At 69.5% G+C, this 24,575-nt stretch carries 31 protein-coding genes, 1 pseudogene and 1 riboswitch; of the genes and pseudogenes, 14 read left to right on the top strand and 18 right to left on the bottom strand.

What is annotated here, in order from left to right:
• Window position 1: 1 nt before the first annotated feature.
• The 4 genes and pseudogenes from CRP55_RS39490 to CRP55_RS39475 form a co-directional block, all read right to left on the bottom strand.
• Window positions 2–943 carry an ABC transporter permease gene (locus CRP55_RS39490; protein WP_097327102.1) on the bottom strand — a complete coding sequence of 314 codons (942 nt, stop codon included), beginning with the start codon at window positions 941–943 and terminating at the stop codon, window positions 2–4.
• Window positions 940–1,947 (bottom strand): ABC transporter permease, encoded by a 1,008-nt coding sequence (locus tag CRP55_RS39485; protein WP_097327101.1) that lies wholly within the window; start codon window positions 1,945–1,947, stop codon window positions 940–942. The genes CRP55_RS39490 and CRP55_RS39485 overlap by 4 nt, the downstream gene beginning before the upstream one ends.
• 55 nt (window positions 1,948–2,002) lie before the next feature.
• A complete protein-coding gene (locus tag CRP55_RS39480) occupies window positions 2,003–3,682 on the bottom strand; it encodes an ABC transporter substrate-binding protein (protein WP_245923660.1) in 1,680 nt (559 codons plus the stop codon).
• Between the two features lie 372 nt (window positions 3,683–4,054).
• Window positions 4,055–4,192 (bottom strand): annotated as a pseudogene (locus CRP55_RS39475) (IS481 family transposase); the annotation flags it as partial.
• Between the two features lie 298 nt (window positions 4,193–4,490).
• On the opposite strand from CRP55_RS39475, the gene CRP55_RS39470 reads away from it, so the two are divergent.
• The 4 genes from CRP55_RS39470 to CRP55_RS39455 all read left to right on the top strand — a co-directional run bounded on the left by CRP55_RS39470 (window position 4,491) and on the right by CRP55_RS39455 (window position 8,083).
• Complete coding sequence (locus CRP55_RS39470) at window positions 4,491–4,955, top strand: anthrone oxygenase family protein (RefSeq protein WP_097327099.1); 465 nt, start codon at window positions 4,491–4,493, stop codon at window positions 4,953–4,955.
• An 88-nt stretch (window positions 4,956–5,043) separates the two neighbouring features.
• Window positions 5,044–6,261, top strand: a complete 1,218-nt coding sequence (locus CRP55_RS39465) for a polysaccharide deacetylase family protein (protein ID WP_097327098.1) — start codon at window positions 5,044–5,046, stop codon at window positions 6,259–6,261.
• An 83-nt stretch (window positions 6,262–6,344) separates the two neighbouring features.
• Complete coding sequence (locus tag CRP55_RS39460) at window positions 6,345–6,785, top strand: SMI1/KNR4 family protein (RefSeq protein WP_097327097.1); 441 nt, start codon at window positions 6,345–6,347, stop codon at window positions 6,783–6,785.
• 62 nt (window positions 6,786–6,847) lie between these two features.
• Window positions 6,848–8,083 carry a glycoside hydrolase family 16 protein gene (locus tag CRP55_RS39455; RefSeq protein WP_097327096.1) on the top strand — a complete coding sequence of 412 codons (1,236 nt, stop codon included), beginning with the start codon at window positions 6,848–6,850 and terminating at the stop codon, window positions 8,081–8,083.
• 27 nt (window positions 8,084–8,110) lie between these two features.
• Here CRP55_RS39455 and CRP55_RS39450 read toward each other — a convergent pair whose 3' ends face one another.
• Window positions 8,111–8,926 carry a rhamnogalacturonan acetylesterase gene (locus CRP55_RS39450; RefSeq protein WP_097327095.1) on the bottom strand — a complete coding sequence of 272 codons (816 nt, stop codon included), beginning with the start codon at window positions 8,924–8,926 and terminating at the stop codon, window positions 8,111–8,113.
• A gap of 86 nt (window positions 8,927–9,012) precedes the next feature.
• Between CRP55_RS39450 and CRP55_RS39445 the strand changes: the two genes are divergently transcribed.
• Both CRP55_RS39445 and CRP55_RS55260 read left to right on the top strand, forming a co-directional pair.
• Window positions 9,013–9,567: an RNA polymerase sigma factor gene (locus CRP55_RS39445; RefSeq protein ID WP_097327094.1), complete on the top strand. Its 555-nt coding sequence runs from the start codon at window positions 9,013–9,015 to the stop codon at window positions 9,565–9,567.
• Between the two features lie 329 nt (window positions 9,568–9,896).
• Window positions 9,897–10,220, top strand: coding sequence for a hypothetical protein (locus tag CRP55_RS55260; protein ID WP_245923659.1), 324 nt, complete (start codon window positions 9,897–9,899; stop codon window positions 10,218–10,220).
• Here the strand turns inward: CRP55_RS55260 and CRP55_RS39435 are convergent.
• The 3 genes from CRP55_RS39435 to CRP55_RS56365 form a co-directional block, all read right to left on the bottom strand.
• Window positions 10,201–11,472: a serine/threonine-protein kinase gene (locus CRP55_RS39435; RefSeq protein ID WP_097327093.1), complete on the bottom strand. Its 1,272-nt coding sequence runs from the start codon at window positions 11,470–11,472 to the stop codon at window positions 10,201–10,203. The two genes, CRP55_RS55260 and CRP55_RS39435, sit on opposite strands and share 20 nt — an antisense overlap.
• Before the next feature lie 25 nt (window positions 11,473–11,497).
• Window positions 11,498–12,130 (bottom strand): hypothetical protein, encoded by a 633-nt coding sequence (locus CRP55_RS39430; protein ID WP_097327092.1) that lies wholly within the window; start codon window positions 12,128–12,130, stop codon window positions 11,498–11,500.
• Window positions 12,131–12,507: 377 nt separating this feature from the next.
• Window positions 12,508–12,621 carry a hypothetical protein gene (locus CRP55_RS56365; RefSeq protein ID WP_369076912.1) on the bottom strand — a complete coding sequence of 38 codons (114 nt, stop codon included), beginning with the start codon at window positions 12,619–12,621 and terminating at the stop codon, window positions 12,508–12,510.
• 43 nt (window positions 12,622–12,664) lie between these two features.
• On the opposite strand from CRP55_RS56365, the gene CRP55_RS39425 reads away from it, so the two are divergent.
• The 3 genes from CRP55_RS39425 to CRP55_RS39415 all read left to right on the top strand — a co-directional run bounded on the left by CRP55_RS39425 (window position 12,665) and on the right by CRP55_RS39415 (window position 14,305).
• Window positions 12,665–12,991 carry a Scr1 family TA system antitoxin-like transcriptional regulator gene (locus tag CRP55_RS39425; RefSeq protein WP_281260846.1) on the top strand — a complete coding sequence of 109 codons (327 nt, stop codon included), beginning with the start codon at window positions 12,665–12,667 and terminating at the stop codon, window positions 12,989–12,991.
• Window positions 12,992–13,201: 210 nt separating this feature from the next.
• Window positions 13,202–13,402, top strand: coding sequence for a DUF397 domain-containing protein (locus CRP55_RS39420; RefSeq protein ID WP_097327090.1), 201 nt, complete (start codon window positions 13,202–13,204; stop codon window positions 13,400–13,402).
• A gap of 492 nt (window positions 13,403–13,894) precedes the next feature.
• Window positions 13,895–14,305 (top strand): response regulator, encoded by a 411-nt coding sequence (locus CRP55_RS39415; RefSeq protein WP_097327089.1) that lies wholly within the window; start codon window positions 13,895–13,897, stop codon window positions 14,303–14,305.
• Here the strand turns inward: CRP55_RS39415 and CRP55_RS39410 are convergent.
• The 3 genes from CRP55_RS39410 to CRP55_RS39400 are packed head-to-tail and all read right to left on the bottom strand — an operon-like array spanning window position 14,259 to window position 15,837.
• Complete coding sequence (locus CRP55_RS39410) at window positions 14,259–14,720, bottom strand: DUF3291 domain-containing protein (RefSeq protein ID WP_097327088.1); 462 nt, start codon at window positions 14,718–14,720, stop codon at window positions 14,259–14,261. The two genes, CRP55_RS39415 and CRP55_RS39410, sit on opposite strands and share 47 nt — an antisense overlap.
• Window positions 14,721–14,760: 40 nt before the next feature.
• Window positions 14,761–15,411, bottom strand: a complete 651-nt coding sequence (locus tag CRP55_RS39405; protein WP_097327087.1) for a helix-turn-helix transcriptional regulator — start codon at window positions 15,409–15,411, stop codon at window positions 14,761–14,763.
• 39 nt (window positions 15,412–15,450) lie between these two features.
• The gene (locus tag CRP55_RS39400; protein WP_179855523.1) at window positions 15,451–15,837 is read right to left on the bottom strand and encodes a peptidase inhibitor family I36 protein; all 387 of its coding nucleotides are present in this window, start codon (window positions 15,835–15,837) and stop codon (window positions 15,451–15,453) included.
• 245 nt (window positions 15,838–16,082) lie between these two features.
• Here CRP55_RS39400 and CRP55_RS39395 point away from each other — a divergent pair, with 245 nt between their 5' ends.
• Window positions 16,083–16,418: an EamA family transporter gene (locus tag CRP55_RS39395; protein ID WP_218854822.1), complete on the top strand. Its 336-nt coding sequence runs from the start codon at window positions 16,083–16,085 to the stop codon at window positions 16,416–16,418.
• Between the two features lie 27 nt (window positions 16,419–16,445).
• Complete coding sequence (locus tag CRP55_RS39390; protein WP_245923658.1) at window positions 16,446–17,033, top strand: Uma2 family endonuclease; 588 nt, start codon at window positions 16,446–16,448, stop codon at window positions 17,031–17,033.
• Here CRP55_RS39390 and CRP55_RS39385 read toward each other — a convergent pair.
• Complete coding sequence (locus tag CRP55_RS39385) at window positions 17,030–17,287, bottom strand: hypothetical protein (protein WP_097327085.1); 258 nt, start codon at window positions 17,285–17,287, stop codon at window positions 17,030–17,032. The two genes, CRP55_RS39390 and CRP55_RS39385, sit on opposite strands and share 4 nt — an antisense overlap.
• 72 nt (window positions 17,288–17,359) lie before the next feature.
• On the opposite strand from CRP55_RS39385, the gene CRP55_RS39380 reads away from it, so the two are divergent.
• On the top strand, window positions 17,360–18,352 hold the full coding sequence (locus CRP55_RS39380) for an MsnO8 family LLM class oxidoreductase (protein WP_245923665.1): 993 nt from the start codon (window positions 17,360–17,362) through the stop codon (window positions 18,350–18,352).
• Here CRP55_RS39380 and CRP55_RS39375 read toward each other — a convergent pair.
• The 6 genes from CRP55_RS39375 to CRP55_RS39350 form a co-directional block, all read right to left on the bottom strand.
• Window positions 18,327–18,902 (bottom strand): redoxin domain-containing protein, encoded by a 576-nt coding sequence (locus CRP55_RS39375; RefSeq protein ID WP_097327083.1) that lies wholly within the window; start codon window positions 18,900–18,902, stop codon window positions 18,327–18,329. The two genes, CRP55_RS39380 and CRP55_RS39375, sit on opposite strands and share 26 nt — an antisense overlap.
• Before the next feature lie 55 nt (window positions 18,903–18,957).
• On the bottom strand, window positions 18,958–19,506 hold the full coding sequence (locus CRP55_RS39370; RefSeq protein ID WP_218854821.1) for a DUF1214 domain-containing protein: 549 nt from the start codon (window positions 19,504–19,506) through the stop codon (window positions 18,958–18,960).
• Window positions 19,507–19,565: 59 nt separating this feature from the next.
• The gene (locus CRP55_RS39365; RefSeq protein WP_143235237.1) at window positions 19,566–19,916 is read right to left on the bottom strand and encodes a DUF6461 domain-containing protein; all 351 of its coding nucleotides are present in this window, start codon (window positions 19,914–19,916) and stop codon (window positions 19,566–19,568) included.
• A 57-nt stretch (window positions 19,917–19,973) separates the two neighbouring features.
• Window positions 19,974–20,789, bottom strand: coding sequence for a C40 family peptidase (locus CRP55_RS39360; protein WP_097327080.1), 816 nt, complete (start codon window positions 20,787–20,789; stop codon window positions 19,974–19,976).
• Between the two features lie 7 nt (window positions 20,790–20,796).
• A riboswitch (cyclic di-AMP (ydaO/yuaA leader) is annotated at window positions 20,797–20,951 on the bottom strand.
• A 242-nt stretch (window positions 20,952–21,193) separates the two neighbouring features.
• On the bottom strand, window positions 21,194–22,366 hold the full coding sequence (locus CRP55_RS39355; RefSeq protein ID WP_097327079.1) for a hypothetical protein: 1,173 nt from the start codon (window positions 22,364–22,366) through the stop codon (window positions 21,194–21,196).
• Window positions 22,338–22,868: a SigE family RNA polymerase sigma factor gene (locus tag CRP55_RS39350; protein ID WP_097327078.1), complete on the bottom strand. Its 531-nt coding sequence runs from the start codon at window positions 22,866–22,868 to the stop codon at window positions 22,338–22,340. Before CRP55_RS39350 ends, CRP55_RS39355 begins: the two co-directional genes overlap by 29 nt.
• 165 nt (window positions 22,869–23,033) lie before the next feature.
• On the opposite strand from CRP55_RS39350, the gene CRP55_RS39345 reads away from it, so the two are divergent.
• Entirely contained in the window at window positions 23,034–23,849 is an 816-nt protein-coding gene (locus CRP55_RS39345; protein ID WP_097327132.1) for a DUF4397 domain-containing protein, read from the top strand.
• Window positions 23,846–24,523 (top strand): class F sortase, encoded by a 678-nt coding sequence (locus tag CRP55_RS39340; RefSeq protein ID WP_097327077.1) that lies wholly within the window; start codon window positions 23,846–23,848, stop codon window positions 24,521–24,523. The genes CRP55_RS39345 and CRP55_RS39340 overlap by 4 nt, the downstream gene beginning before the upstream one ends.
• The last annotated feature ends 52 nt before the right edge of the window (window positions 24,524–24,575 follow it).

Below are 24,575 nucleotides of genomic sequence, written 5' to 3'. Positions count from 1 at the left end.
ATCACCGCCGGTTCTTCGGGTCGAGCGCCTCGCGCATGCCCTCGCCGAGCAGCGTGAAGCCGAGGGCCACGAGGATGATGGCCAGGGCCGGGAAGTAGGCGAGCTCGGGGCGTACCTCGAAATAGCGGACACCGTCCACGCCCAGCATCAGTCCCCACTCGGCCCGGTTGATGTCCGGGTCGCCGAGGCCGAGGAACGACAGCGCGGCCGCGTCCAGGATGGCCACCGCGAACGTGAGCGTGGCCTGCACGATGACCGCGGTGAGCGAGTTCGGCAGCATGTGCCGGGTGACGATGTCGCGCCGCTTCACGCCCAGGGCGCGGGCGGCCAGCACATGATCGCTTTCCCGCTGGGCCAGCATCGACCCGCGTAACAGCCGGGCGAAGATGGGCACGTTCACGATCGCCACCGCGACGATCACCGTCCACTGCGTGGACTGGCGGGCGAGGGCGACCAGGGTGATCGCCAGCAGCAGGCTGGGCAGGGCCAGCATGACGTCGGTGAACCGCATGATCACCACGTCGATCCAGCCGCCGGCGGCCCCCGCGACGGCGCCGAACAGCACACCGAACAGCAGGCCGATCAACGTGGCCAGCACGCCCACGAACATCGTCTGCCGGGCGCCGTAGATCATCCGGGACATGAAGTCGCGGCCGAGAGGGTCGCTGCCGAACGGGTGCCCGGCGGTCGGGCCCGGAATGTTGTCGACGGTCAGGTCCTTGGTCAGCTCGGGGAACCGCTGCACCGGGTCGTGCGGCGCCACCAGCGGCGCGAAGATCGCGATGACCAGGAACAGCAGGATGATCGTGGCGCCGACGATCGCGGTCGGGTTGCGCAGCAGCCGGCGGCCGGCGTCGCGGAACAGGCTGACCCCACCGCCCTCGGCCGTCCGAGCGGTCAGCTCGTCGATCCGCCGGCGTTTGTGCTCGGCCAGCTGGCTCATCGCACACGCACCCTCGGGTCGATGATCGCGTAGGACAGGTCGACCAGCAGGTTGACCACGATGAACACGACCGCGGCGAGCAGGATCAGGGCTTGCAGCACGGGGTAGTCGCGGCTCCCGCTGATCGAGTCGGTGATCAGCGTGCCCAGCCCGCCCCAGTTGTAGACCTTCTCGGTCAGCACGGCGCCGGCCAGCAGCGCGCCCGTCTGCAAACCGATGATGGTGACCACCGGCAGCATCGCGTTGCGCAGCACATGACGCTTGCGGACGGTCGGATTTCTGAGACCTTTGGCTTCGGCCGTACGGATGTAGTCCGCGTCCAGGACGTCCAACACGCTCGCTCTCGTGATCCGGATGATGATGGCCAGCGGGATCGTGGCCAGCGTGAGGGCGGGCAGCACCAGATGCCATAGCGCGTCCGCCGAGGCGTCGAACTCCCGGGTCAGCAGCCCGTCCAGAACGAACAAGCCGGTCACGTCGGTGTTGTCCATGCCGGTGGAGATCCGGCCGGACGGCGGGAAGAGGTGCACGCTCTGGGTCAGCCAATCCTTGAGCAGGTAGCCCAGGAAGAAGATCGGGATCGAGATGCCGACCAGGGTGAGGATGATGGTGGCGTTGTCGAGCGCCCGCCCCCGATGGCGGGCCGCGAGATAGCCCAGCGGGACGCCCAGGCCGATCGCGATGATGATGGCCGCGACGGCCAACTCGACCGTGGCCGGGAACGAGCGGCTGATCACGTCCATCACCGGCTCGCCGGTGCGGATGGAGTTGCCGAAGTTGCCGGTCACCACGTTTTTGAGGAAGTGGCCGTACTGAACCCAGATCGGCTCGTCGTAGCCGAGGGCCTTGATCAGCCGCGCCCGGGTCTCGGGGGTGGCCCGCTCGCCCAGCAGGGCGTCGACCGGCCCGCCGGGAAGGCTGCGCAGCCAGAAGAAGATCAAGGTCATCAGGGCGAGCAGGGTGATGAACAGTTGGATCAGGCGGCGCGAGACGACTCTGAGCATCGTTCTCCGATTAGCGTCGGTCGGCCCGGGCCGTCTCCGGCCCGGGCCGCGCGGCCTACTTGGTGATCGAGACGGTGTTGAACTGTTCCGCGGTGAGCGGGCTCGGCACCAGGCCTTCGACGTTCTTCGTGGTGACCAGGGCGGGCGGGCCGTGCCAGATCGGGACGGCCGGCAGCCACTTGCTGGCGATGTCGCGGTTGACCTGCTCCCAGGCCGCCTTCTTGGCGTTCGGCTCGACGGTCGCGTCGGCCTTGCCGATGGCCGTGAACATGTCGGTCATCGCGCCGTCGCCGAACTCTTCCTTCTCCCGGCCGAAGAACGTGCCGACGAAGTTGCCCGGGTCGTTGTAGTCGCCGGTCCAGCCGAGAATGTGCAGGTCCTGCTTGCCGAACTGCTGCACGTCGTCCTTGAAACCGCCGTTCCACGGCCGGGGCACGCCGTTGATCTTGATCCCGGCGGCTTGCAGGTCATTGGCGAGGACGGTGAAGATCTCCTGCGGGTTCGGCATGTACGGGCGGGAGACCTCAGTGGGGTAGTAGAAGTTCAGCGTCAGCCCGGTCGCGCCGGCCTCGGACAGCAGCTGCTTGGCCTTGTCCAGGTTGTAGTCGTACTTCTGCACGTCCGGGGCGTAGCCCATGACCGTGCTCGGCAGGAACTCGTCGGCCACCGTGGAACCGCCCGGTCCCTTCGTCTGCACCAGCTGGGCGCGGTTCAGGGCGTAGGCGATCGCCTGGCGTACGCGCAAATCTCTCAGCTTGGGGTTCTTCTGGTTGATGCCCAGGTAGAGGATGTTGAAGGCGGGCCGGTTGAGCACCTTGTAGCCCTCGTCGGCCAGCGCCTTGCGGTCGGCCGGCGCCGGGAAGTCGATCGCCTGGACGGTGCCCGCCCGCAGCTCCTGCTTACGGGTGTTCTCGTCCTTGATGACCTTGATGATCATCTTGTCGACCTTGGCCTTCTCGCCCCAGTAGTCGGGGTTCTTGTTCAGCGTGATCTCGCCGGTCGCCTTGTTCCAGCCGCCGTAGGTGAACGCGCCGGTGCCGGTCGGATGCTCGTTGGCGAAGGCGCTGTAGGCGAACGAGTCGCCGTTCTGGGTCACCTTGTCGGCGTCGTACTGCTTCATGGCGGTCGGGCTGGCGATCGAGAAGGCGGTCAGCGCGAACGCACCCGGGAAGGCGCCCTTGTACTTCTTCATCGTCACGACCGCGGTGCCGGCGTCCTGCGCCTTGCAGTTGTCGTAGACGGCGTCCGGGCTGCCGGCGAACCCGCCGAACACGTCGGCGTAGTAGATCATCTGGGACTGGGCGGCCTCGCCCTTCATGTTGAACCAGCGGTCGAAGTTCGCGCAGACGGCGGCGGCGTCCAGAGCGGAGCCGTCGTGGAACTTGACGCCCTGGCGCAGCTTGAAGGTCCACACCTTGCCGGTGGGGTCGTTGGACCAGCTCTCGGCCAGACCACCGGTCAGCTCCGCGGTGCCCGGCTTATGGGTGACGAGCGTGTCGTAGATCTGCCGGATCGGCCGGAACGACTCACCGTCGTCGTTGAAGATCGGATCGAAGTTCTTCGGATCACCGGCCCCCGCGAAGATGAACGTGCCGCCGGTCGCGGCCTTGTCCTCGTCGCCACCGCTGTCACGGTCGCTTTTCGCGCAGCCGGCCCCGCCGATCGCCAGCGCCGCGACGACCCCGGCGGCGATGACCGTCCGAAGCCTGAAAGCCTGCATCCCCGATGCACGCATCGTATTCACCTCGTCCTGTGGGTACGGGCAAACGCGGTGACGGGCTGGTCACCGTTGGCGAGACCCTAACCACTTACGAAGATCAATATCCGGGGTTGGTATCGGATCGTGTCCTTTCCCCTCGATCGTGATCCCGCCGTGGGCCCACCGCGACCACCGTCCGTCCGCGCCAACGTTCCGAGGATTACGGCTTGCCAGCCTCGCCTTCGTCCATCCGCGCGGCGAGATCCGCCTCTACCACCCACCTGCACGGCGCGCCGACGGCTTCCGCGAGCACTACGGCGGTCTTGACGGCGCGACGAGCGGTGCTGCTGTCGACCGCCGCCGCCTCGGCACCGCGGAGGGTCCCGGCGAAGGCCGCCGTGCCCAGGTGGTGGCGGCCCGGTTCTTTCTGCCTTGCTGGCGGCCGAGGTAGCGCCAACCGCCGCCGTCGGGCACGTTGCCGAGTTTCTTGACATCGACGTGCGGCAGGTCGCCTGGTCTTTGGTGTTCGTAGCGGCGGATCGGCTTGCGGCCAGGCCGAGTTGATCGGTGATCGGGGCCGGTCCGAGGCGTCGTTTGTGGCGTAGGTGAGCGCGGCGTTAACGGTGGTCGCACTTCCTCGACCAACGCCGCTGGACATCACGGCTGCGCCGATCTCGCTGAGCCCCGCACCCGGCGCGCGGTTGCCGAAGACACCGGCGGCGTTGTCGGTGGGTTGTCCGTGCCGGGCGAAGAGCAGAGGCGTCAGGCCGTGTCTGGACTCTCGCTTATGGGGTGGAGCGGCTGCGGCATGGAATGTGGCGCCGGGGTGCGGTGGCATGGAGGTATGAATCGCTTCTGGGATGTTGTCGGTGCGGGCGCTGTTGTCGGTAGCGGGCTCATGGCCGGTGTGTTCTTCGCGTTCTCGGGGTTCGTGATGAGCGGGCTGCGACGGCTTCCGGACCAGGCGGGGGCGGCCGCCATGCGGTCGCTCAATGTGACCGCGCAGCGGCCGCCTCTCATGATTGCGCTCTTCGGCACGGCGGTGCTGTGTGTGCTGGTGGCCGTGCGGGCGCTGGGCACCTGGTCTCAGGCCGGCTCCGGGTGGCTGCTGACCGGCTCCGTCCTGACCTTCGTCGGCGCGCTCGGCGTCACGGTCGTGGTCAACGTGCCGCTCAACAACCGCCTGAACGCGGAGACGATTGCCTGGTCGCGGTTTCTGGACCAGTGGAACCCGGCCAACCACGCCCGGACCGTCCTCTGCCTCGCCGGCTGCGCCGTGTTGCTGGTCGGGCTGCTCCGCCGGCTCTGAGATGGGTGGCACTTTCCGGGGATTCGAGACCGTCGCCGTTTGCCTAGCGTGATCGATACCGAAGATCACTCGCAACGGAGAAACACTGATGGTCAGCAGAAGAGGAGTGCTGCTCGCGGCAGCGGCGGCCGGAACATTGGCCGGCTGCGGTCCGGCCCGGCACTCGGCCCCGGCCGCCTCGGCGTCGGCATCCGCGGTCCCGTCGGCGCGGCCGGCGACCTCATCGACGCCGCCCCGGGTCCGGCTGATCGGGGACGGCAGCACCAGCGACACCGGGCCGCAGCCGCATCAGCCGGTCGCCCGGGCGCTCGGGCCCGGTGAGGAGCCGCCGCAGTTCGTCGTGTTCTCCTGGGACGGCTCCGGACGGGCCGATCTGTTCACCCGGTTCCGGGAGCTCGCGCGCGAGCTCAACGGCAACATGACCTTCTTCCTGACCGGCCTCTACACGCTGCCGAAGTCCAAGCGCATGCTCTACCGCCCGCCGCGGCATCCGGCCGGCGCTTCCGCCCTGGGCTGGTTCTCCGACAAGTCGGTGCACGGGACGATCGGCCAGCTCGGCCCGGCGTGGCTCGCCGGCAACGAGATCGGCACCCATTTCAACGGTCACTTCTGCGGTCCCGGCGGCGTCGAACGGTGGTCGCCGTCCGACTGGGACAGCGAGATAGATCAAGCCCTTTCCTTCGTACGGAGTTGGCGCACCAACACGGGGTTCACCGACATCCCGCCGCTGCCGTTCGACTACGGCAAAGAGCTGACCGGTGGCCGTACGCCCTGTCTGGAAGGGCAGAAGAACCTGCTCAAGGCCTCGCGGGTCCAGAAGTGGAAGTACGACAGCTCCGGCACGGGCACCCAGGTCTGGCCCAAGCAGTGGAAGAACGGCCTCTGGCAGCTGCCCATGCAGGGCATCCCGTTCCCGGGGCACAGCTTCGAGGTCATCTCGATGGACTACAACATCATGTTCAACCAGTCGCGGACCCCGCACGGCGACCCGGCGCGGCACGCGGCCTGGAAGGCGCAGGCCCGCGACGCCTACCTGGCCGGGTTCCGGCGGGCCTACGACGGCAACCGGGCGCCGCTGATCATCGGCAACCACTTCGAGAACTGGAACCGCGGCATCTACATGGACGCCGTCACCGAGGCCGCCCGCGCCATGGCCCAGCACCCGAACGTCCGCTTCGTGTCCTTCCGCCAGCTCGTGGCCTGGCTGGAGGCGCAGAACGACGCCGTCCTCCAGCGGCTGCGCGCCCTGCCGGTCGGCCGGGCTCCTCGGGGCGGTTGGACCGGCTATCTGGGCGGCGCCGCCTGACGACGTACGAAATGACCGGTTTGAGACTGGTTTGTGACCTTAAGATCGCCGGAACGGGGCTTCCTGAGTGGAATCATCCCGGAATGGTCCTCGTTGATTGGCGCGATCTGGTTCGCGCGACCGACGCCTATCTGGCCCAGCCGGGTGTGCCCGCCGAACAGCTGGACGCGTGCGAGAGCCTCACCCTCGAACTGCGCAAGTTGTACGAGGTCAGCGACGGCTTCCTCGAGCAGGACGGGCAGCGGTTCTTCCTGTGGCCACTGGCCGATCTGATCTCCCGCAACGAACGGGAATGGCAGGACGCGCTGCCGGCCCGGCGGGAACTCGTCGCGATCGGTGACGACGGCACGGGGGCTCGCATCTGCGTACCCCGGGACGGGAACTCAGGGGTTTTCCTGTGGGATCCGGTGAGCGCGGCGCCGCACTGGCTGGCCAACGACCTCGGTGACTTCTGGGTCGGGTGGACACAGCGCAGGTTGACAACCATCGTGCCCGGAAGTCCCGGAACCTCGCTGTCCGCTTGACTGCTCGGGGGCAATTTTTAAGACTGTTACACATTAACCCCCTCTCCCCCGAGGAATCCCCTATGCGCAAGTCACGGTTTTTCATCGCGGCGGCCGCCGTCGTGGTGGCCCTGAGCGGCGGCCTGGCCGTCGGCTCCCGCAGCGACACGGCCGAGGCGGCCGTGGTCTGGAACGAGGACTTCAACGGCGCGGCCGGCACCGGCGTCGACTCCTCGAAGTGGAACTTCGACGTGGGCGGCAACGGCTGGGGCAACCAGGAGCTGCAGTACTACACCAGCGGCACCAGCAACGTCGCCATGGACGGCCAGGGCCACCTGGTCATCACGGCCCGCAAGGGCAGCGGCGGGCACAACGACTGCTGGAACGGCACCTGCCAGTTCACCTCCGGCCGCATCCAGACCGCCGGCAAGTTCACCCAGCAGTACGGGCACGTCGAGGCCCGCATCCAGGTCCCCAACGGCTCCGGCCTCTGGCCCGCCTTCTGGATGCTCGGTGGCGGCAACTGGCCGACCGACGGCGAGATCGACATCATGGAGGTCGTCGGCCGGGACCCCAACCGGCTGTTCGGCACGCTCCACGGCCCCGGCTACTCCGGCGGCAGCTCGTTCGGCGGCACCCTGGTCGCCGGCTCGCCCTGGTATCAGGCCTTCCACACGTACGCGGTGGACTGGTCCCCGAACCTGATCGTGTGGACGGTCGACGGCCAGGAGTACTTCCGGGCCACCCCCGACTCGCTGCGCGCGGCCAAGGGCAACGTGAACTGGGTGTTCGACCACCCGTTCTTCATCATCCTCAACCTCGCCATCGGCGGTAACTTCGGCCAGGGCAACCCGGCCGGCCTGCCCAACGAGAGCAAGATGCTGATCGACTACGTGCACGTCAGCACCTCGACCACCACCCCGCCGCCGAGCGGCGGCGGCAAGGCGCTCAAGTCGAACCTGAACGGCCGCTGCGTCGACATCCCCAACGCCAACCCGGCCGACGGGGCCCGCCTGCAGATGTGGGACTGCAACGGCTCAGCCGCCCAGCAGTGGACGGCCAACAGCGACGGCACCATGCGCGCGATGGGCAAGTGCATGGACCCGGCCGGCGGCGCCCTGGCCAACGGCACGCCGATCCAGCTGGTCACCTGCAACGGCAACCCGGTGCAGCGGTTCACCCTGTCGGCCGCGGGCGACCTGGTGAACGTCTCGGCCAACCGGTGCGTCGACATCAAGGACGTCAACCCGAACAACGGCGCCCAGCTCCAGCTGTGGGACTGCGGCGGCACCGCCAACCAGAAGTGGACCCGCGCCTGACGTTCCGATCCGCCGGCCGGGAGCGCCTCAGCTCTCGGCCGGCCGGGTGGGCGGCCAGGTGAGCACGTCGTCCGGGATGTCGGGGTCGCGCAGGGCGCACCGGTCGCGCCCAGGGACGCCGGCGGCCACCAGCCGGGCCACCTCGATCGCCCCGTGCGCCTGGAAATGCGTGTTGTCGGCGGCGCCGTCCGGGTAGTTCGGCTCTTCGCCCGGGTCGAGCCACAGGAAGTGGTCCTTGGTCGCCTCCGGCCCGAGCGCGCTCCACAGCGCGAACGAGGACGCGGTCAGATCGATGAGCGGCGTGCGGGTGGCCTCGGCCAGAGCCCGCATCGAGTCCGGATACTCGCCGTGCGACAGGTACGGCGTCCCGTCGGCCCGGAACCGCCGCCGCTCCACCGGCGTCACCAGGATCGGGCGCGCCTTGCGGGCGCGGGCGCCGTCCAGATAGAGCCGTAGGTAGTCCTGAAAGGTCGTCCACGGCTCGGTGTAGCGGGCGGGGTCCTCGGTCTTCTCGTCGTTGTGCGCGAACGAGACCAGCAGCACGTCACCCGGCCCGATCGCGGCCAGGATCCGGTCGAGCCGTCCCAGGTCGGCGAAGCTCTTCGAGCTCGCCCCCGAAAGTGCCGCGTTCTCCACCGTCATCTCCGGCCGCAGGAACACGTGAAGCGCCTGTCCCCATCCGGCCCGCGGCACGTCGGCCGTGGCATAGGTGGCGGCGGTCGAGTCCCCGGCGACGAAGACGGTCCGCCGCCGGCCGGTGGCCTCGGCCGGGCTCATCTGGTACGCGGAGGCGACGGCCCCGCCGAGAGCGGCCCGCAACAGCGTTCTCCGGTCAAGTGACATGCCGTCATCAAATCAATATCCATCGATGCGGGCAAGCGCTTTCCTGGCCAGGGTCGTCGGTAGCGCGGGCGTCGTACGGTGATGCTGTGGACAGTGGATCCGCCGAGGTCGAGGAGCTGGCCCGGGCGGCGGCCGCCGGTGACGCCGCGGCCCTCGACCGGCTGCTCTTCCTGGTGCGGCCCGATGTGCTGCGCGTCTGCGCCCGCTTCCTTCCGCACCGCGACGACGCCGAGGACGCGTGCCAGGACACGATGCTGGCGCTGAGCCGGTCGATCGGCCGGTTCGAGGGCCGCTCGTCGTTCCGCACGTGGCTCTACCGGCTGACGGCGAACCAGGCCCGGTCGACGTATCAGAGCCTGCGCGGCCGTTTCCTGGCCGAGTCGGGCGGGGCGCCGCTGCCCGAGCGCCCCGACCCGCGCCGGACCAGCGTGGTCGCCGGCACCCGGATCGACCTGCTGGAGGCGCTGCGAACGCTGCGGCCGGAGCTCGCCGAGGCGGTCGTCCTGCGAGACGTGTGCGAGGTGAGCTATCAGCACATAGCGGTGCTGACCGACGTGCCGGAGGGCACGGTGAAATCCCGCATCCACCAGGCCCGGACGGCGCTGCGGCACCAGCTGGCCGCGGAGCACGAGCCGAGATGAGCCGCCCGTCATGGCCGGCCGTGGCGAGGAGTCGGGCTTCGCTGGCTGTGGCGGTGCGTCTGGCTTCGGTGGCTGAGGTGGGGCGCTTGGCTTCGCCGGTCGTGGTCGTGGCCGGGTGCCTGGTTTCGCTGGCTGTGGCCGTGGCCGGGTGTTCGGCTGAGCCGGCGGTGTCGCCGCTGCCGGTCGAAGCCGCGGCTCCCACCCGGACCGCAGTCGTCGCCGTCTCTCCTTCCGCGAGCGCCGGGCCGCGAAGCACACCACCGAGTCCGGCATCGGCGGTCACTTCGTCCTCGGCGTCGCCCCGGCGCGCCAGCTCCCAGCCGCCGCCCGTGCCGCGGACCACCCGAACCCCGAGCCCTCGGCCGGCGACGACACCTCCGCTGTCCTCGTCCTCCTGCGAGGGCGCGGTCGTTCACACCATCGACCTGACCACCGACGAGCTCGCCCTCGTGCCGGCGCTGTGCCTCTCCGTCGGAGCGGTGCTGCGCATCGAGGACATCGGGCCCGGCGAGGTCACCACGGACTCGCCGGACCTGGTCGACCAGAACTACGAGGCGGGCATCGTCGAGATCCGCTTCGTGCGCACCGGCACGGTCGTGGTGACGATCCCGCAGGCGGACGACGCCCACGACGTCACCGTCGTGATCCGGTGACTCTCACCCCGGCGAGGAACGCGTCGACGTCGCGGTCGGCGGCCCCGGCCGGGGGCGCGAGTTGCACGTACACCAAAGTGCCGGCGGCCGGCCCCGCCGCCTCGATGATCACGTGCTTTCCGGTGGCGCAGGTGAATCGGGCCACCACCCAGTCGATGCCGCCCTGCCGGCTGCGGCGCGGCGGTGACGGCGTGCAGCGCGCGTGCGGGCGGCCGGCGACGAAATCGGGCGCGGTGACCGCCGCCATGCCCCGGGTCAGGCCGACGAACGCGCCCGGCATGGCCGGATCCGTGGGCCAGGCCTCAGGATCGGGGGAGACCACGAGCGCGGGCGCCGGGCGTCCTTCGGCGTCGAAGCGGCCGGCCCACCCCGACCCCAGACCGCGCCACCCCTCCGGCAGGGTGACCGTGACCTGTCCCGTGCGGTCGGCGGCGGTCCGTGGCCCTTCGGGAAGCACCCCGGCCGACGGCACGGCCACCAGCACCGCGCCCGCCGCCGCCAGACATCCCGCGCGCCGGATCGGACCGGGTGCGGCTCTGGTTCGTACAACCTGGTCAATCGCCGCTCCGAAAGCCGCGGCGTCCCGATAGCGACGGCCCGGATCCCGCGCCGTCGCCCGCCGCAGCACCGGCGCCAGCCGGGCCGGCACCCGCAGCCGCCGTCCGAGCTGCCCCAGGGCGTACACGTCGGCCGTGGTGTCCACGACGGCCGACGGGCTCTCCTGCTCGGGCGCCATGTAACCGGGGGTCCCGGCCCGGGCGGTCAGCCCCGAGGCCGCCGCGAGCGCCTTGGCCAGGCCGAGGTCGGCGATCAGGACCCGGTCGCCCCGGAACAGGATGTTGCCCGGCGTCAGATCGCGGTGCACGATCCGGTGGCGGTGCAACACCGCCACGCCCTCCGCGATCTCCCGCAGCACCCGGAGGGCCTCGCCCGGCGGCAGGTCACCCCGGGCGAGACGGTCACGCAGGCTGCCGCCTTCGGCGAAATCCATGACCGAGTACGGGCGGCCGTCCGGAAGCACGCCCACCGCGTGCACCCGGACCACCCGGTCGTCGGCCAGCCGCCACAGCATCCGCGCCTCCTGCTCGAAGCGTTCCCGGACGCGCAGGTCGTGGCTCCAGTTGTCGGCCAGCACCTTGATGGCGACATGGGCGTCCAGTGCCGGGTCGTAGCCGAGCCAGACGGTCGCGAACGACCCGGCACCGAGCAACCTCTCGACGCGGTAGGCGCCCAGCTGCCGCGGGCCGGTCATGGTTCGACCATAGACACCCGCCGCTCTACCGAACGGCCACCGCCGTCACCGTGCGGGTGGCCGTGTCGCGGGTGGCCGTGAACGTGACACTGGCCGCCAGCCGGAACTGGCACGTGTGAATCCCGGCCTCGTAGTAGCAGCTCACCGCATCGGCCGGCGCCCGGGCGAGCAGGCCGGGCCCCAGGTTGACGATCCGCAGGGTCGCGCCGAGTCGCAGGCAGGGCGCCCACCACCCCAGCTCGTCGTTGGTGTCGAGGTCGACCACCGACCCGGCCGGCGCACAAGCCGTCGAGGGCTGCCCCGGCACGGCCGCCGGCACCGTGACGGTCAGCTGCCGCCCTTCGGGCGCCAGAACGAAGCGCACAGTGCCGGCCCGGATCAGCCGGCACTGGTAGGTGCCGCCCGCATAGAAGCAGTCGACCGCCCCCGCCGGCTGCGCGGAGAGCGATCCCGGCCCGATGTTCACCAGCCGCACGACCCCACCCACAGCCACGCAGAGGCGAGGCAGCGCCCCCGGCCGAGCGACGTCGACACTGCGCACGACGGCCCCTTCGCAGCGAACAGCCGACGGCGCCGCCGCCCCGGGAACGGCGTTGACCAGACCGATGACGAGCCCGAACAGCAGGGCCCACCCGAGCCGATGAAGTTGACGATGCATAGCGCGCTCCTTCTTCGTGAGGGACTCTCTTGCTTTGTTGGTCCCTCCACGACGCGCTTTCGTTCACAGCACAGCCAGTTTCGTAGCCGCGCCCATGGTCCAGCTCCAGGACAGTCACTGCGTTGACGCCTAAATGCAGCAGCGGGAAGCGATCGAGCGTCTCCAGCCGGCCGACAGCCCTAATGGCGGCAGACCAGACTAGACCAGGCCGTGGCCGGAGCGGAGAGGTTCGTCATGCCTATGAGTCGTCGGGCGATTGTTGTGGCGGCTTCCGCAGCTGCGATCTCGCTGAGATCCGCAAAAGCGCTTTGCAGCGAGCCGCGCCATCATCCTTGTGCCAGATCAAGCCCAGCGGGGTCTCGACATGGGCAAGGTCTTCAACGGGTCCGTCGGAGAAGGAGAGCAGCGTGAAAGCTCCCACCGCGCAGAACTTGCAAGGTCACGTTTGGCATCGCCGACCTCGCGACAAGGAATTCCAGTTGCTCGCGCATAACGCGCGCTGAGTCGGGCCACGGGGCCACTCACGCCTCGGTGATGATCCGCCAAATGGAGGACATGCTCGACGTCATCAAGCACCCGAACGTGACGGTGCAGTTCATGCCCTTCAGATCGGGCGCGTACCGAGCGATGGGAGGGCAGTTCGCGGTGCTCGAGTTCGACGAGCCCTCGGACGACAATCTGCTTTACCTCGAAAACGCTGAGGGAAGCCTACTTTATTATGAAAATCCCGAACGAACAGAACCATATCTCCGGCATTTCCAGGATATGGAAAGAGCGGCTACCCCGCCCCACAAAGCGGCGGACGCGATCAACGCGGTGTTGAGCATCTACCGCGAAGGCGGGTTCGGGATCACTATTTGACCAGTTGAGGACGACACGTCGGGCATACCGCGAGAAGGAGGCGCCCCGGGGGCGACGAAGTGCCAGAAGTGGGTCAGGCCAGGCCGCCGAGCGACGCCTGGGTAGTGCTGGGCGTCTATGTCACTTATAGTCAGCGGCAGGCGCCTTGGCGTAAGGCTTGTTGAGCGGGGCCTGGCGCCCGCCGGCATAGCCTGACCGGATGGAGTGCAGATGTCCGACGAGACTCACGCCGCGTTGTCGTGGCATAAGAGCACACGAAGCGGCGGCGACAACTGCGTTCTCGTCGCGACCACCGCCGACCAGGTGTACCTGCGAGACTCGAAAGATCCTCAGCAGGAGACGCTCCACTTCGGAACCGCTGGCTGGAAGGACTTCCTCGACGGCGTCCGCGCCGGCGAGTTCGACCGGTGAGGCCGGGTCGCCCCGGTGGGTGACCCGGCCCTTGGCAGTCGAACATCCTCGATTACCTCAGCTCCATCACCGCTCAGAGGGTTTTGGCCCGGCGATGGCGGAGTTGGTGCCGGCCGAGCGCGCTCGGCCGGACACGGACCCGCGTCACCAGTCGTGAGCTTCGGGGCGACCGGGGGCGGCGGTGGGAGAAGTGCGGTGAGCTCGCGCCGGCCGGCGCCGAGGGGATGGGCGCGGGCCGGTGAGCGGCTGCTCGAATGGTATTCGGGTGCTGCTGGCCGTGAGGCCTGGTTGCGGAGGGTCGGGCCGCGTCTGCGGACGTTCGCCGCGGGAGCCGCCGGCCGGCGGGGAGGTGGGCTGTGTGCCCAGTGGGTGGCGACGGTCGGACGGATCTCGGCTGCTCCTTCTCGACGTGATCTGCTGACGGTCCGGGCGGCGTCGCCCGGCGGGGCCTTTTCCGTACGCCGGTGGGCGCTCTCCGGCTAGCGTGAAGGTATGTCGGGGTACAAACCGGGAGTTCTGGTCGTCGACGACGATCCGGATGTGCTTGCCGCGATGGCGCACATGCTGCAAGCCCGTGGCTTCCGTGTGCTGGCCGCCGGCGAAGGGGACACGGCCGTCGCGCTGTGTCAGGAGCACGGCGACATCGACGTGCTGGTGGCCGACCTGTCCCTGCCCGGCGATCTCAACGGCAACCTGGCCCGCCGGGTCACCGCCGCCCATCCGCACATCAAGGTGATCTTCGCGACGGGCGTGCCGCGCAACATCGCGCTGGCCATGGGCCTGGTGCAGCCTCAGGCGCCCTACCTGGAGAAGCCGGTCAACGCGGACGTGCTGGAGAGCGCGATCCGCATGGTGCTCACCGCGCCGCGGGCTCCGGCGCGGGGAACATCTGACGGAAGGTGAACGCGTCCGGGGTGGGGCCGCCGGCCCGCAGCCGGCCCAGCCGGGAGATGCCCTGGCGCATGGTCGGGATCGTGCCGGCCGGGATCCACCACAGGACCAGGGCGGCCTCGGTGCCGTTGGGATGGAACCACTCTCGGCGGCGGCGCAGATAGTCGAGGTGTTCGGACTGATAGGCGTACGCCCGCAAATGCTCCGGGGTTTCCCAGACCGAAAGCGTGTAGATGCGGCTCGGGTCGTCGGGCCGGGCGATGGTGCCGTCGCCGTTCTCGCCCTCGAGGCGCCACACGAAGCCGGGTGAGCGGTCGGCGAGCTGGTTCATCAGGGTGAGGCCCTCGACGAACTCGGCCATCGAAGGGTCGGTCAGTGGGGCGCGAAGCCGGGCGGAGTTGATCTGGGCCAGGTGAAAGGCGTCCATGCCCCTACCTCATCAGGCAGTGAGTCTAAAGTCAACGGGATTACTTTTTAGAGATGGTCACGCAGCACCGGCCGGGGGCGGCGTCCATCCGGGCCGCCCACTCGCCCTCCAGCCCCGACCCGGTCAGCAGGCCGTCGACCATTGCCAGGTTCATCCCGCAGATCAGCGGCGGGAACTGCTCGGCCAGCCGATGGAACGGGCAGTTGCGCAGAACGATGCGCTCCGGGCCCTCCGCCGCCGGCGCGTAGCCGTGCTCGGTCAGCAGCTCGCTGACATCGGAGCGGGCCGGCCCGCCGGACCCGTGCCGCCGCGCGACCTCGTACAAGGCCTCCTCGGCCCCGCTCTGCTCCAAGGCCTCGGCGAGCAACTCGGCGGCGGCGCGATAGGCCCGCGGCGGCACACTGACCGCGTGCTCGCCCTCGGCGAGCCGATACAGCTTCGCGGGACGCCCGGCGCCGGGACCGGTGCGGCCCGAGCGCCGGGCGTACGAGACCTCGAGAAGCCCGGCCGCCACCAGCTTGTCCAGGTGGAACGCGGCCAGGGTGCGCCCCGCTCCGAGCGCCTGGGCGACCTCGTCCCGCCCGACCGCCCCGCCGCCGGCCGCGGCGACCGTTTCGTACGCCCGCCGCCGCACCGGATCGGCCAGGCTGGCCACGGCGTCGAGGTCACGCAGGTCTTCCGGAGTCGTCACACCCCAACCCTATAACCAACCTCAGTTAGTGCTAGAACCTCAGCACCACTGACCCGGGAAGCAGGGCTCCTCCACGAACTGGGCCGAGGAGGCCTTGTCGTTGCGGACGTCGCCGCCGGTGAAGTTGCTCCACGCGCCGGGCTCGACGTACTGCCCCCGCCCGGAGTAGTTGGTGTTCTCGTAGACCCGGATCCACTGGTTCGTGTTGTTGTGGACTGACGACGCCTTGTCGTTCAGGTTCACGCCGTTGTGGAACTTGTGGTCCGAGAAGACCCGCACGCCGCCGCCACCCTGGGCCAGGCCGGCCAGCGTGGCCGGCGAGCCCTCTCGGTTGTAGTTCTCGTAGAAGCAGACCTGCTGCGCCGGGCAGGCATAGGCCGCCGAGGCGGGCGAGGCGACCGCGAAGAGCGATCCGGTTACGGCCATGGCAAATCCGGCCGCCGCGGTTGTCGCGCGCCTGGTGAACGGGTTCACAGATCCTCCTGAATTACCGGGAATGATGCACCGAGGACGGTATGCAGAGGGTCTGAAGGAATTGTTCATACGCGATGCCCGTGATCAAGAGGCCGTTCAGTGGGCCCGGGGTGTCGGCGCATCCGTCTGGGCGTGGGCGAGGTGGTCACGCTGGCCGGCACGGTGGACGCCCGCCGGGCCACGGTGTGCAGTTGGCGGTGTGCGCTGTTCTCTGCTTCGCCGTACGGCCGCGGGCAGGCGGCCCCCTCCCCGCGCCGTCGTGGACCGTGGCCGCGATCGTCGGCGGCCTCGAGCTGGCCAGCGCCGTCGTCCAGGTCACGATGAACTGGGCCCAGCGCTCCGTCCCACCCACGAGAGCAACGGTCATTTACGCCGGCGAGCCGGTCTGCGCCGTCCTGATCGGCCGGTTGGCGGACGAGCGACTGACCATGACTTCCCTGGCCGGCGGCGCCCTCATCGTCCTCGCCGTCATCATCTCGGAACTACCGTTCCGCCGCGCCCGGCAACCCGCAGGTGCGGGGCAGCCTGTTTGATCGCCGCGCCACGGTATTTTGAAGCTGGTGTTCGACCGCGTTCCGGAGGTGTGTATGACTGTCGAGATGGTCGCGCCAGCCTGGATGCACGAGCAAGTCACGGCCGAGCAGTACGCGACCTGGACAGAAGAGCAATGTGCGGGCATCGAGATCGTGGATGGGATGGTTCTCGTGAGTCCGAGCGCCTCCAAGCGGCACAACCGCCTGGCCCGGCTCCTGGCGAACGCCTTGGATGTTGCTGCGGGACCGGACTGGAACGCTGACACGGACTTCGACGTCCGGCTCCATGACGTGCCGCTGAATAACCGGCGCCCGGATGTGACGGTGTACCGGGCAGACACCATCGACGTCACTCCGACCCGTCCTGAGCATGTGCTTCTGGTGGCCGAGGTGGTCTCGCCGGGCTCGGAGACGACAGACCGGATCGTCAAGGCCGACCAGTACGCGAAGGCCGGCATCCAGTTCTACTGGCGCGTCGAGCAGGCCGCCACCGGCGCACCTCTCGTCTACACCTACGTTCTCGACCCCGCCACCGGCCGCTACCGCGACGGCGAGGTTTTCACCGGCGTCGTGAAGGTGACCGCGCCTTTCCCCGTCGAGATCGACCTCCCTTAGCCGGCCTCGTCCAGGACCTCGCGCAACATCTGCGCCAGCTCACCCAGGAAGCGGGCGGCCGCGGCGTCCGACGGGTCGTCGAGCACCCAGTTACCCTCCCATGCGACCATCCGCGCGAGCGCCCCCGGCTCCGCGGGCGGATCGGCCAGCACCGCCTCGAACGCCGCCAACTCCCGCCGCAGCTTGCGTGTGCTCACCCCGGCCGTCTGCCGCAGGTCGGCCCGAATCTCGTCGAGGCCCTCCGCGCACGACATCGATCGCGGACTCCTCCACGCCGGGCAAAGTACCTGGGGAACAAGCTCTCGCCCTCGCGCGCTGCAACTTTGGTGATCGACTCGCGGCTTCAGGTTTCGCTCCTCGACCGGTCCCGTACGCGCGCTGGGGAAACCGAGGCGGAAGCGCTTCGTGGGACTGTTGCGCGGGCGGTGCGGGCTGAGCGGCTGGGGTACGGGCGGTTCTGGGTTGCCGAGCATCATGGGGTGCCGGGGATCGCGGGGTCGGCGCCGGCCGTCGTGCTGGCCACCGTGGCCGGTGTGACGGGCCGGATCCGGGTCGGGTCGGCTGGGGTCATGTTGCCTCATCACCAGCCGCTTGTGGTGGCCGAGCAGTTCGCCACGTTGTCGGCCTTTGCGCCGGGGCGCGTTGATCTGGGGCTGGGGCGGTCGCCGGGGTTCACCGCTCCTGTGCGCCGCGCACTGCGGCAGGTCGAGCGGGACTTCGCCGCCGACCTGGGGGAGCTGCGCGGGTTTCTGGACGGGACCTCGGAGATCGGGCTGCACCCGCGGCCGGCCGGTGTGGTGCCGATGTACGTGCTGGCCACCGGCAGCGGGCTGGAGATCGCGGCGGCGCTCGGGCTGCCGGTGATCGTGGGTGGCCCGATTCTGCGCGGTGACGGGCTGGAGGCGCTGGACCGCTACCGGCGCGAGTTCCGGCCTTCGGCTCGGCAGGAACGGCCGTGGGTGGCGATCAGCCTTGACGTGCTGGTCGCGGACACCGCCGCCGAAGCCGCCGATCTGCTTCTTCCGGAGGCGTGGGCGATGGCCCGGAGCCGTACCACCGGAGTGTTCCCACCCCTGGAACCGGTGGCCGTCGCCAAGACCGCCGACCGCACCCCGCGTCAGCAGCAGTATCTCGAACAGGCCGTCGCGGCGGCCGTCGCCGGTACGCCTCAGCAGGTCGAAAGCCGGCTCGCGGAGCTTTTCGACCGTACGGGCGCGGCCGAGCTCGTCGCCGCCGGCAGCACCTTCGACCGGGATGCCCTGGCCGCCTCGGACGCGGCCCTGGCGGCACTGTTCAGAGGGACCGGACCGCTCGGATGATGGTTCCCGGTGCGGTGATCGAGGTCCAGTCGGCGCGGACGTCGGCCAGGTGGACGCGGCCGGTGCGGTCGGCGACCACGACCGTGGCGAACGGCAGCACCGAGCGGCCCGTGCCCAGCACCGGCTCGGCCTCCCAGCTGGCGAAGCCGATGTTCAGGGCGTCGATGAGCGTGTGCCGCGGATCCGACGCGACCAGGTAGCTCAGGTCGTGGCGCCGCTTGAGCGCCTCCAGCCGGTCCGGGGCCTGCGGGCTGACCGCGACCAGATGCGCGTCCAGCGTGGAGAGCGCCGGGGCCAGCGTGTACTGGTAGAGCCGCAGGGCGGCGTCGCACGCCGGTGAGCTCGCGTGCCGGAAGAAGACCAGCACGACCGGGCCGGTGTGCCGCAGCCGGTCGAGGTGGATCGGGCCGAGGTCGGCCTCGACCAGCGGGATGTCGGGCACGTGGTCGCCGCGGGCGACCATCCGGCTGCGGATCGCGCTGTTCTCGAGCTGGAGCCGGAAGGTCTCGGCCTCGTGCCGCAGGCCGGGGCGCTCGGTGATCGGAAGCATGAAACCTATAATACCTACCGGTTTTATAGGATTGATTGCCCGGGTGTTACGGCGGTCAGTCCGTCTTGTGGAAGTCGGAGGGCTTCCAGGAGCCGTCGAAGGCCGCCTCGGCCGGGCCGTAGACGCGGAAGTAGGCGAACCACTGAGCGCCGGGATCGGTCCGCAACCACGGCACGCCGGCTTGTGCCGGGCGTGAAGGTCCGAAATCGAGGACGATGTCGCCGTTCTCGTTCGGGGTCAGGTCGTCGCGCAGCGAGGTGAGCACCGGCTTGAACTGCTCGGTGTTGATCTCGGAGCGGGTGTCGAGGTCGTACAGGAGCGGATCGAGGTCGAGCGCCCGCTTCAGGGCCTCCCAGACGCCGAAGGTGCCGTCGACCTCGCACGGGTTGGCGATCAACTGCCGGCCGGAGGTATCGGTGAAGTCGTTCGGCGGCGGATCGCCGGCCTCGGCCAGCGGATAGAGCTTGACGGTACGCAGGTAGTCCTTGCCCTGCTCCGGATCCGGGAACGGGGCGCGGGTGCAGACCAGGAAGTGGTCGGTCAGCAGTCGCCGCACCTGGTAGCCGTTCGGCGCGGCCGCGTCGTACCCGGGCTCCGACCTCACCCGCGCCGGGTGATCGTCAGGCGGTGACCGCATCCCATGCCTCGTCGAGACGAGCAAGATCACGCCAACGCTGGAACCCGTACGATCGAGAAGTTGGATGTGGTGAGCACCGCTTCGGTCAGGCGGATGCCGGTGACGTGCTCCGCGAGATCGAAGGCCCGGCCGGAAGCCTCCTCGTCGAGAACGTAATCCGGATCGCTGCCTTCGCGCCAGGACGCGTGCCTGAAGTCGAAGGAAGCGCGGATTTCACCGTCCTTCGACCAGATGAACAGCTCGTCGTTGTTCTCGGAGTGGTACACGGTGGCGACGTCGGTGCCCTGCGACAGCGTCTCGAGGATCTCCTCGTCGGTGCCGAGTTGGCTGTACTGCTCGACGATCAGCGCGCCGCCCGTCAGCTGGGTGACTGCCACGGAGGGTCCTTCGGGGAAGGGCGCCGAGTTCGTCTCGGCGCCCATCCCCTTCAGCTGTCAGGCGAGGCGGCGTACGACGTAGTTCTGGCTGAAGATCTTGCGCTTGCTGATGCGGGCGCCGCTGTGGGGTGAGTCGTACATGTAGCCGTTTCCGGCGTAGATGGCGGCGTGGTAGCCGTAGCCTCCGCTGCGGGTGATCAGCAGGTCGCCGGGCTTCTTGGCGCCCTTGCTGACCGCCCGGCCGTAGCGCTGCTGCGAATCGGCCTTGTGGGGCAGCTTCACGCCGATCGACTTGCGGTAGACGTACATCGTGTAGCCGGAGCAGTCGAACCGGTTGGGGCCGGCCGCGCCGTACAGGTAAAGCTTGCCGACGTGCTTTCTCGCCTCGGCCAGGACCTTCGCGGCCCGGCTGGACGACGGCGCGACCACGGTGATCCTGGTGGCCCCGCCGACACGACCGGCGAAGACGGCGTTGCCGGTGTAGACGGTGCGGAAATAGCCCGTCACCCTCGGCTTGGCGGTGAAGGTGGCTGTCCCCTTCTTGTTCAGGTTCCGCGCGGCCCAGGTGGACCACTTGCCGTTGCGGAGGGCCTGGAGCCGCACCGTGCCGGAGGTGACCGCGGCGCCGTTGGCGGGGTTCCGGTACGTCACCGTGATCTTCACCGACCCGCCGATCTTCAGCGTGCGGGGGGTGTACGTGGTGCGGATCGAGACCTGCTTCTTGGCCGCCGCCGCGACCGAGGCCGCGGGGATCGAGGTGCTCGCGGCGGCACCCGAGGTGGCGACCAGTTGCCCGGCGAACAGGCTCAAGGACAGGGCGATAGTGCCGGCGCCGGCGGTTACGAGGCGCCGGCCCGAGCTGTTTTCGTGCACGGTAAGGACATCCTTCCGGCACGCCTGCGAGGTTAGCTGTCGGGTTCGGGCGGGAAGGATTGCCCGGCCGCCGGGGCGGCTTCACCCCAAGGCCCGCCGAGGTGCCGCGGGCCGATGGTGGTTCCCCCGTCCCTGCCCCGAATGCCTTCGCGGTGTCTCGGTGTGCTCGTGGTCTCGGCGATCGGCCCGGGCAGGGCTCGGCGTGAACCGGATCGTCGGGAGCCGGCCGGTGCGGTCGGCACCACCTTGCTACACCCGCTGCGAACGGCCGCTGAATCACCGCGAGTAGTTGGCACATCCGCCGATGTCCCATTTCCACGGTTCCATCGGAGTTTCAGAAACAAGTTGTATTCGTACGACTACTCTCCGTTTATTGACAGCCGTGAAATAGGCCACATGATTTTTTAGGAGACTGGCTTCCAGCGGCTCTGATCGGCGACGCTGGTGAAGGTCAGACCGCGCAGGATGCGGCGGACGTCGTCCATGGAGAGACGTTTGCCGAGCCTCTCGAACTCGGCGAAATGGGTCCCGTCGATGACCAGTGTGCAATAGCCGTTGATGTCGACGCATTTCATGCTCTCGCCGCCGCGCGGGGCATTGGCGGTCTTCGGCTTGCCGCGCCAGATCGTCAGCCGGCCACCGGTGGAAAGGGCATCCCATTTCTCGGCCAGTTGCTCTCCGGGCGGGATCCGCTGGTCGAGCAGCACCTGGGACGGCATGTCGGTCGGGCTCTGCTCGGCGCCGATCACCTTCCAGCCGGCCGGAAGCCAGCCGAAGGTGTACGGGATTGTGGCCGGCACGGCGGAATGGGGCCGAACCGCTTCCACGATCGCCAGGGATTCGGCGCGGCTCAGCGGTTCCCGGCCCGCGCCCGGAAGGAAAGTGGCCCACGAGCTTCCGTCGAACTTCCAGGCGAAAGCCGTACGGACGAATGTCTGTGTCTTGATGCTCGGGTCGTTGAGGCGCAGGCCCGGGTTCGCTTTCATCTTGGCGCGCAAGTCGGCGAGGTCCGGCAGCGAATAGGTGTACATCCGTTCGATTCCGGGGCGGCCGGCGATGGTGACGTTCCGGGCCGGGCCGTATTTCTCGTTCGACCAGGCGGCGACGCCGAAATCCTTGATGTCGTACACGCCCGGCCGGTAGAAGGTGAGCATCGCGTCCGGGTACGGGTAGGCGACGCCGTCCGTCTCGATCGTCTTGCCGTCGCGGTGGACCGGGATCTGCTGGTAGCCGTAGGTCGCGGCGCCGGCCGGCCCGATCGTCCACTTGCCTACGCGCGTCTCGCCGATGGTGAAGGCCAGCCCGGTGGGCTGGGTGAAGGTCTTGACGGCCACGGCGCGCGACGGCGTGGTGGCGGCCGCCGGGGCGTCGGGCGGCGCGGCCTGGGGCGCGGCGCCCGTGAGGCCGGCGACCAGCGCGACCGTCACGGCGGCGGCACCACCGGCACCGGCCACGGCCGCCCACCGGCGGCGGGAGCGGATCCGCCGCGCGCCCGCGATGATGTCGGCGGCGCTGGTCCGCGGCGGCGGCGCGCCCTCCTGGACCGACTCAAGCACGTCCTCGATGCGATACGACATCGTCCGCTCCTTTCTCGGTGATCTCGGCCTGCAGAACGGCGCGCAGCGTGTCCAGCCCCCGGCTCGTCTGGCTCTTGACGGTGCCCGGCGCGCAACCGAGCACCTCGGCCGTCTCCTCCAGGCTCAGGCCCTCGAGGAACCGCAGCACCAGGGCGGCCCGCTGCCGGGGCGGCACCTGGCGCAGCGCGTCGCGCATGCGCAGCCGCTCGTCGACGTCGCCGGACGAGTCACGGGTCGCCACATCGGGAAACGCCTCGCCCACGGTGTGCTCGCGGCGCCAGGGCCGTCGCTTCTCACCGATGGCCGCGCGAATGACGGCCTTGCGGGCGTACGCGTCCGGGGAGGCGACCTTGTCCCACTTCAGATAGAGCCGCGACAGCGCGCCGGACACCGCGTCCTCGGCCGCCTGCCAGTCACCACAGGTGACGTAGGCGAGCGTCCGCAGGGGCTGGAACCGGGCCCGTACGAAATCTCGGAATTGCTCTTCTGACTCGGCATCCACCGGCCGGTCTCCTCTCGTCGAGACCTAGAGGAGACGGCCGGCGCCCGAGGTTGCATCAAGGCCGAAAAAATCTTGCGGTCATCGTACGGAGTGCATCCACCCGTGGGGCCGGGGGCGAAGGACAGGGCGTACGACATCAATGACGATCACCTGGAGGAGATCCCGATGCGCATGCTGCCTCTTCGCCGCGCGGTCACGATCGGCGCGGTCACCCTGCTCGGCCTCGGCGTGCTGGGGGCGTCGCCGGCCTATGCGAAGGCGAACTCGCAGGTGTCGGTGGTGCACGGCATCCCGGGACAGGCGGTGGACGTCTACGTCAACGGGGAGAAGACCATCCCGGACTTCCAGCCGGGCAAGGTCGCGGGGCCGTTGAGCCTGCCCGAGGGCCAGTACGACATCGCGCTGACCAAGCCGGGCGAGGCCATCGGCAGTGCCCTGCTGAAGGTGGACGACGCGGAGGTGCCCGGCGGAGCGAACATCAGCCTGGTCGCGCACCTGACGGCGGACGGCAAGCCGACGCTGACGCCGTTCGTCAACGACACCAGCAAGCTGGCGGCGGGCAAGGCCCGCCTGATCGTGCGGCACACCGCGGCGGCGCCGGCGGTTGACGTCCGGGCCGGCGGGCAGCCGGTCTTCGAGGACGTGACGAACGGCAAGGAGGGCAAGGCGGACGTCGACGCCGGCACGGTTTCGGCGGATGTGGTGCTGGCGGGCACGCAGACCCGCGTACTCGGACCGGCCGATCTGGACCTGAAGGAAGGAACGGCGACGATTGTGTACGCCGTGGGGTCGGCCGAGGACAAGACGCTCGACATCGTGTCGCAGTCGATCACCGGCCTGCACTCGGCGCCGGGCGGCGTGCCCAGCGGTGACGGCGGACAGGCCGACGGGAACGGGTCGCTGCCCTGGTACGGGATCGGCGCCGTGGGCATCCTGCTGGCCGTCGCCGGCCTGACCCGGCTGGTCACCGCCCGCCGATGAGCGTCTCGCACCAGGAGGGCATGCCCCGGCGTGCCCTCCTGTTGACCGCGGCCGGCGTGACGCTGGCGGTCACCGCGGGCGTGGCCGCGTGCCGCTCGCAGCCGGCGGCCGACTTCGGCTCCCCGACCGTGGCGGCTGCACCGGCTTCCACCCCCGCCATCACCACGCCGGCGGCGCCCCGGGTGCCCATCGCGGACGGTGCTCTGCCCGCCGCTGCCGCCGCCGATGCGCCGAACCGGCTGCGGATCGATGCTCTTGATCTGGACGCGGCCGTGGACGCCGTCGGGATCGACGTGGCGACCGGTGACTTCGCCGTCCCGCCCAGCGTGGACCGGGTGGGCTGGTACCGCTACGGGCCCGGCTTCTCCGCGAAGGCGGGCTCCATCGTGGTCGCCGGGCACGTGGACAGCGCGGCCGAAGGAAAGGGGGCCTTCTTCCGGCTCGGCGACCTCGACGCGGGCGATCTGGTCACGCTGACCGGCGCCGATGGCAAGGATCGTACGTTCGAGGTCGTGGCCCGCGAGCGCTACCGCAAGACCGCCATCCCGCTGACGAAGTATTTCGCCCGCGACGGCGCGCCGCGGCTCACCCTGATCACCTGCGGCGGCCCGTTCGACCCGAAGACCCGCCACTACCGCGACAACGTGGTGGTCACGGCGACCGCCCGCTCCTGAGCTTCTGGCCTTCGTGAGGAGCGCACACCCCGGCCTTGTCAGCCGGGGTGTG

Source organism: Paractinoplanes atraurantiacus (assembly GCF_900215205.1).
GTDB lineage: Bacteria > Actinomycetota > Actinomycetes > Mycobacteriales > Micromonosporaceae > Actinoplanes > Actinoplanes atraurantiacus.
The sequence above is the reverse complement of the archived record's forward strand: the minus strand, read 5'-3'. Positions and strand labels throughout refer to the sequence as shown.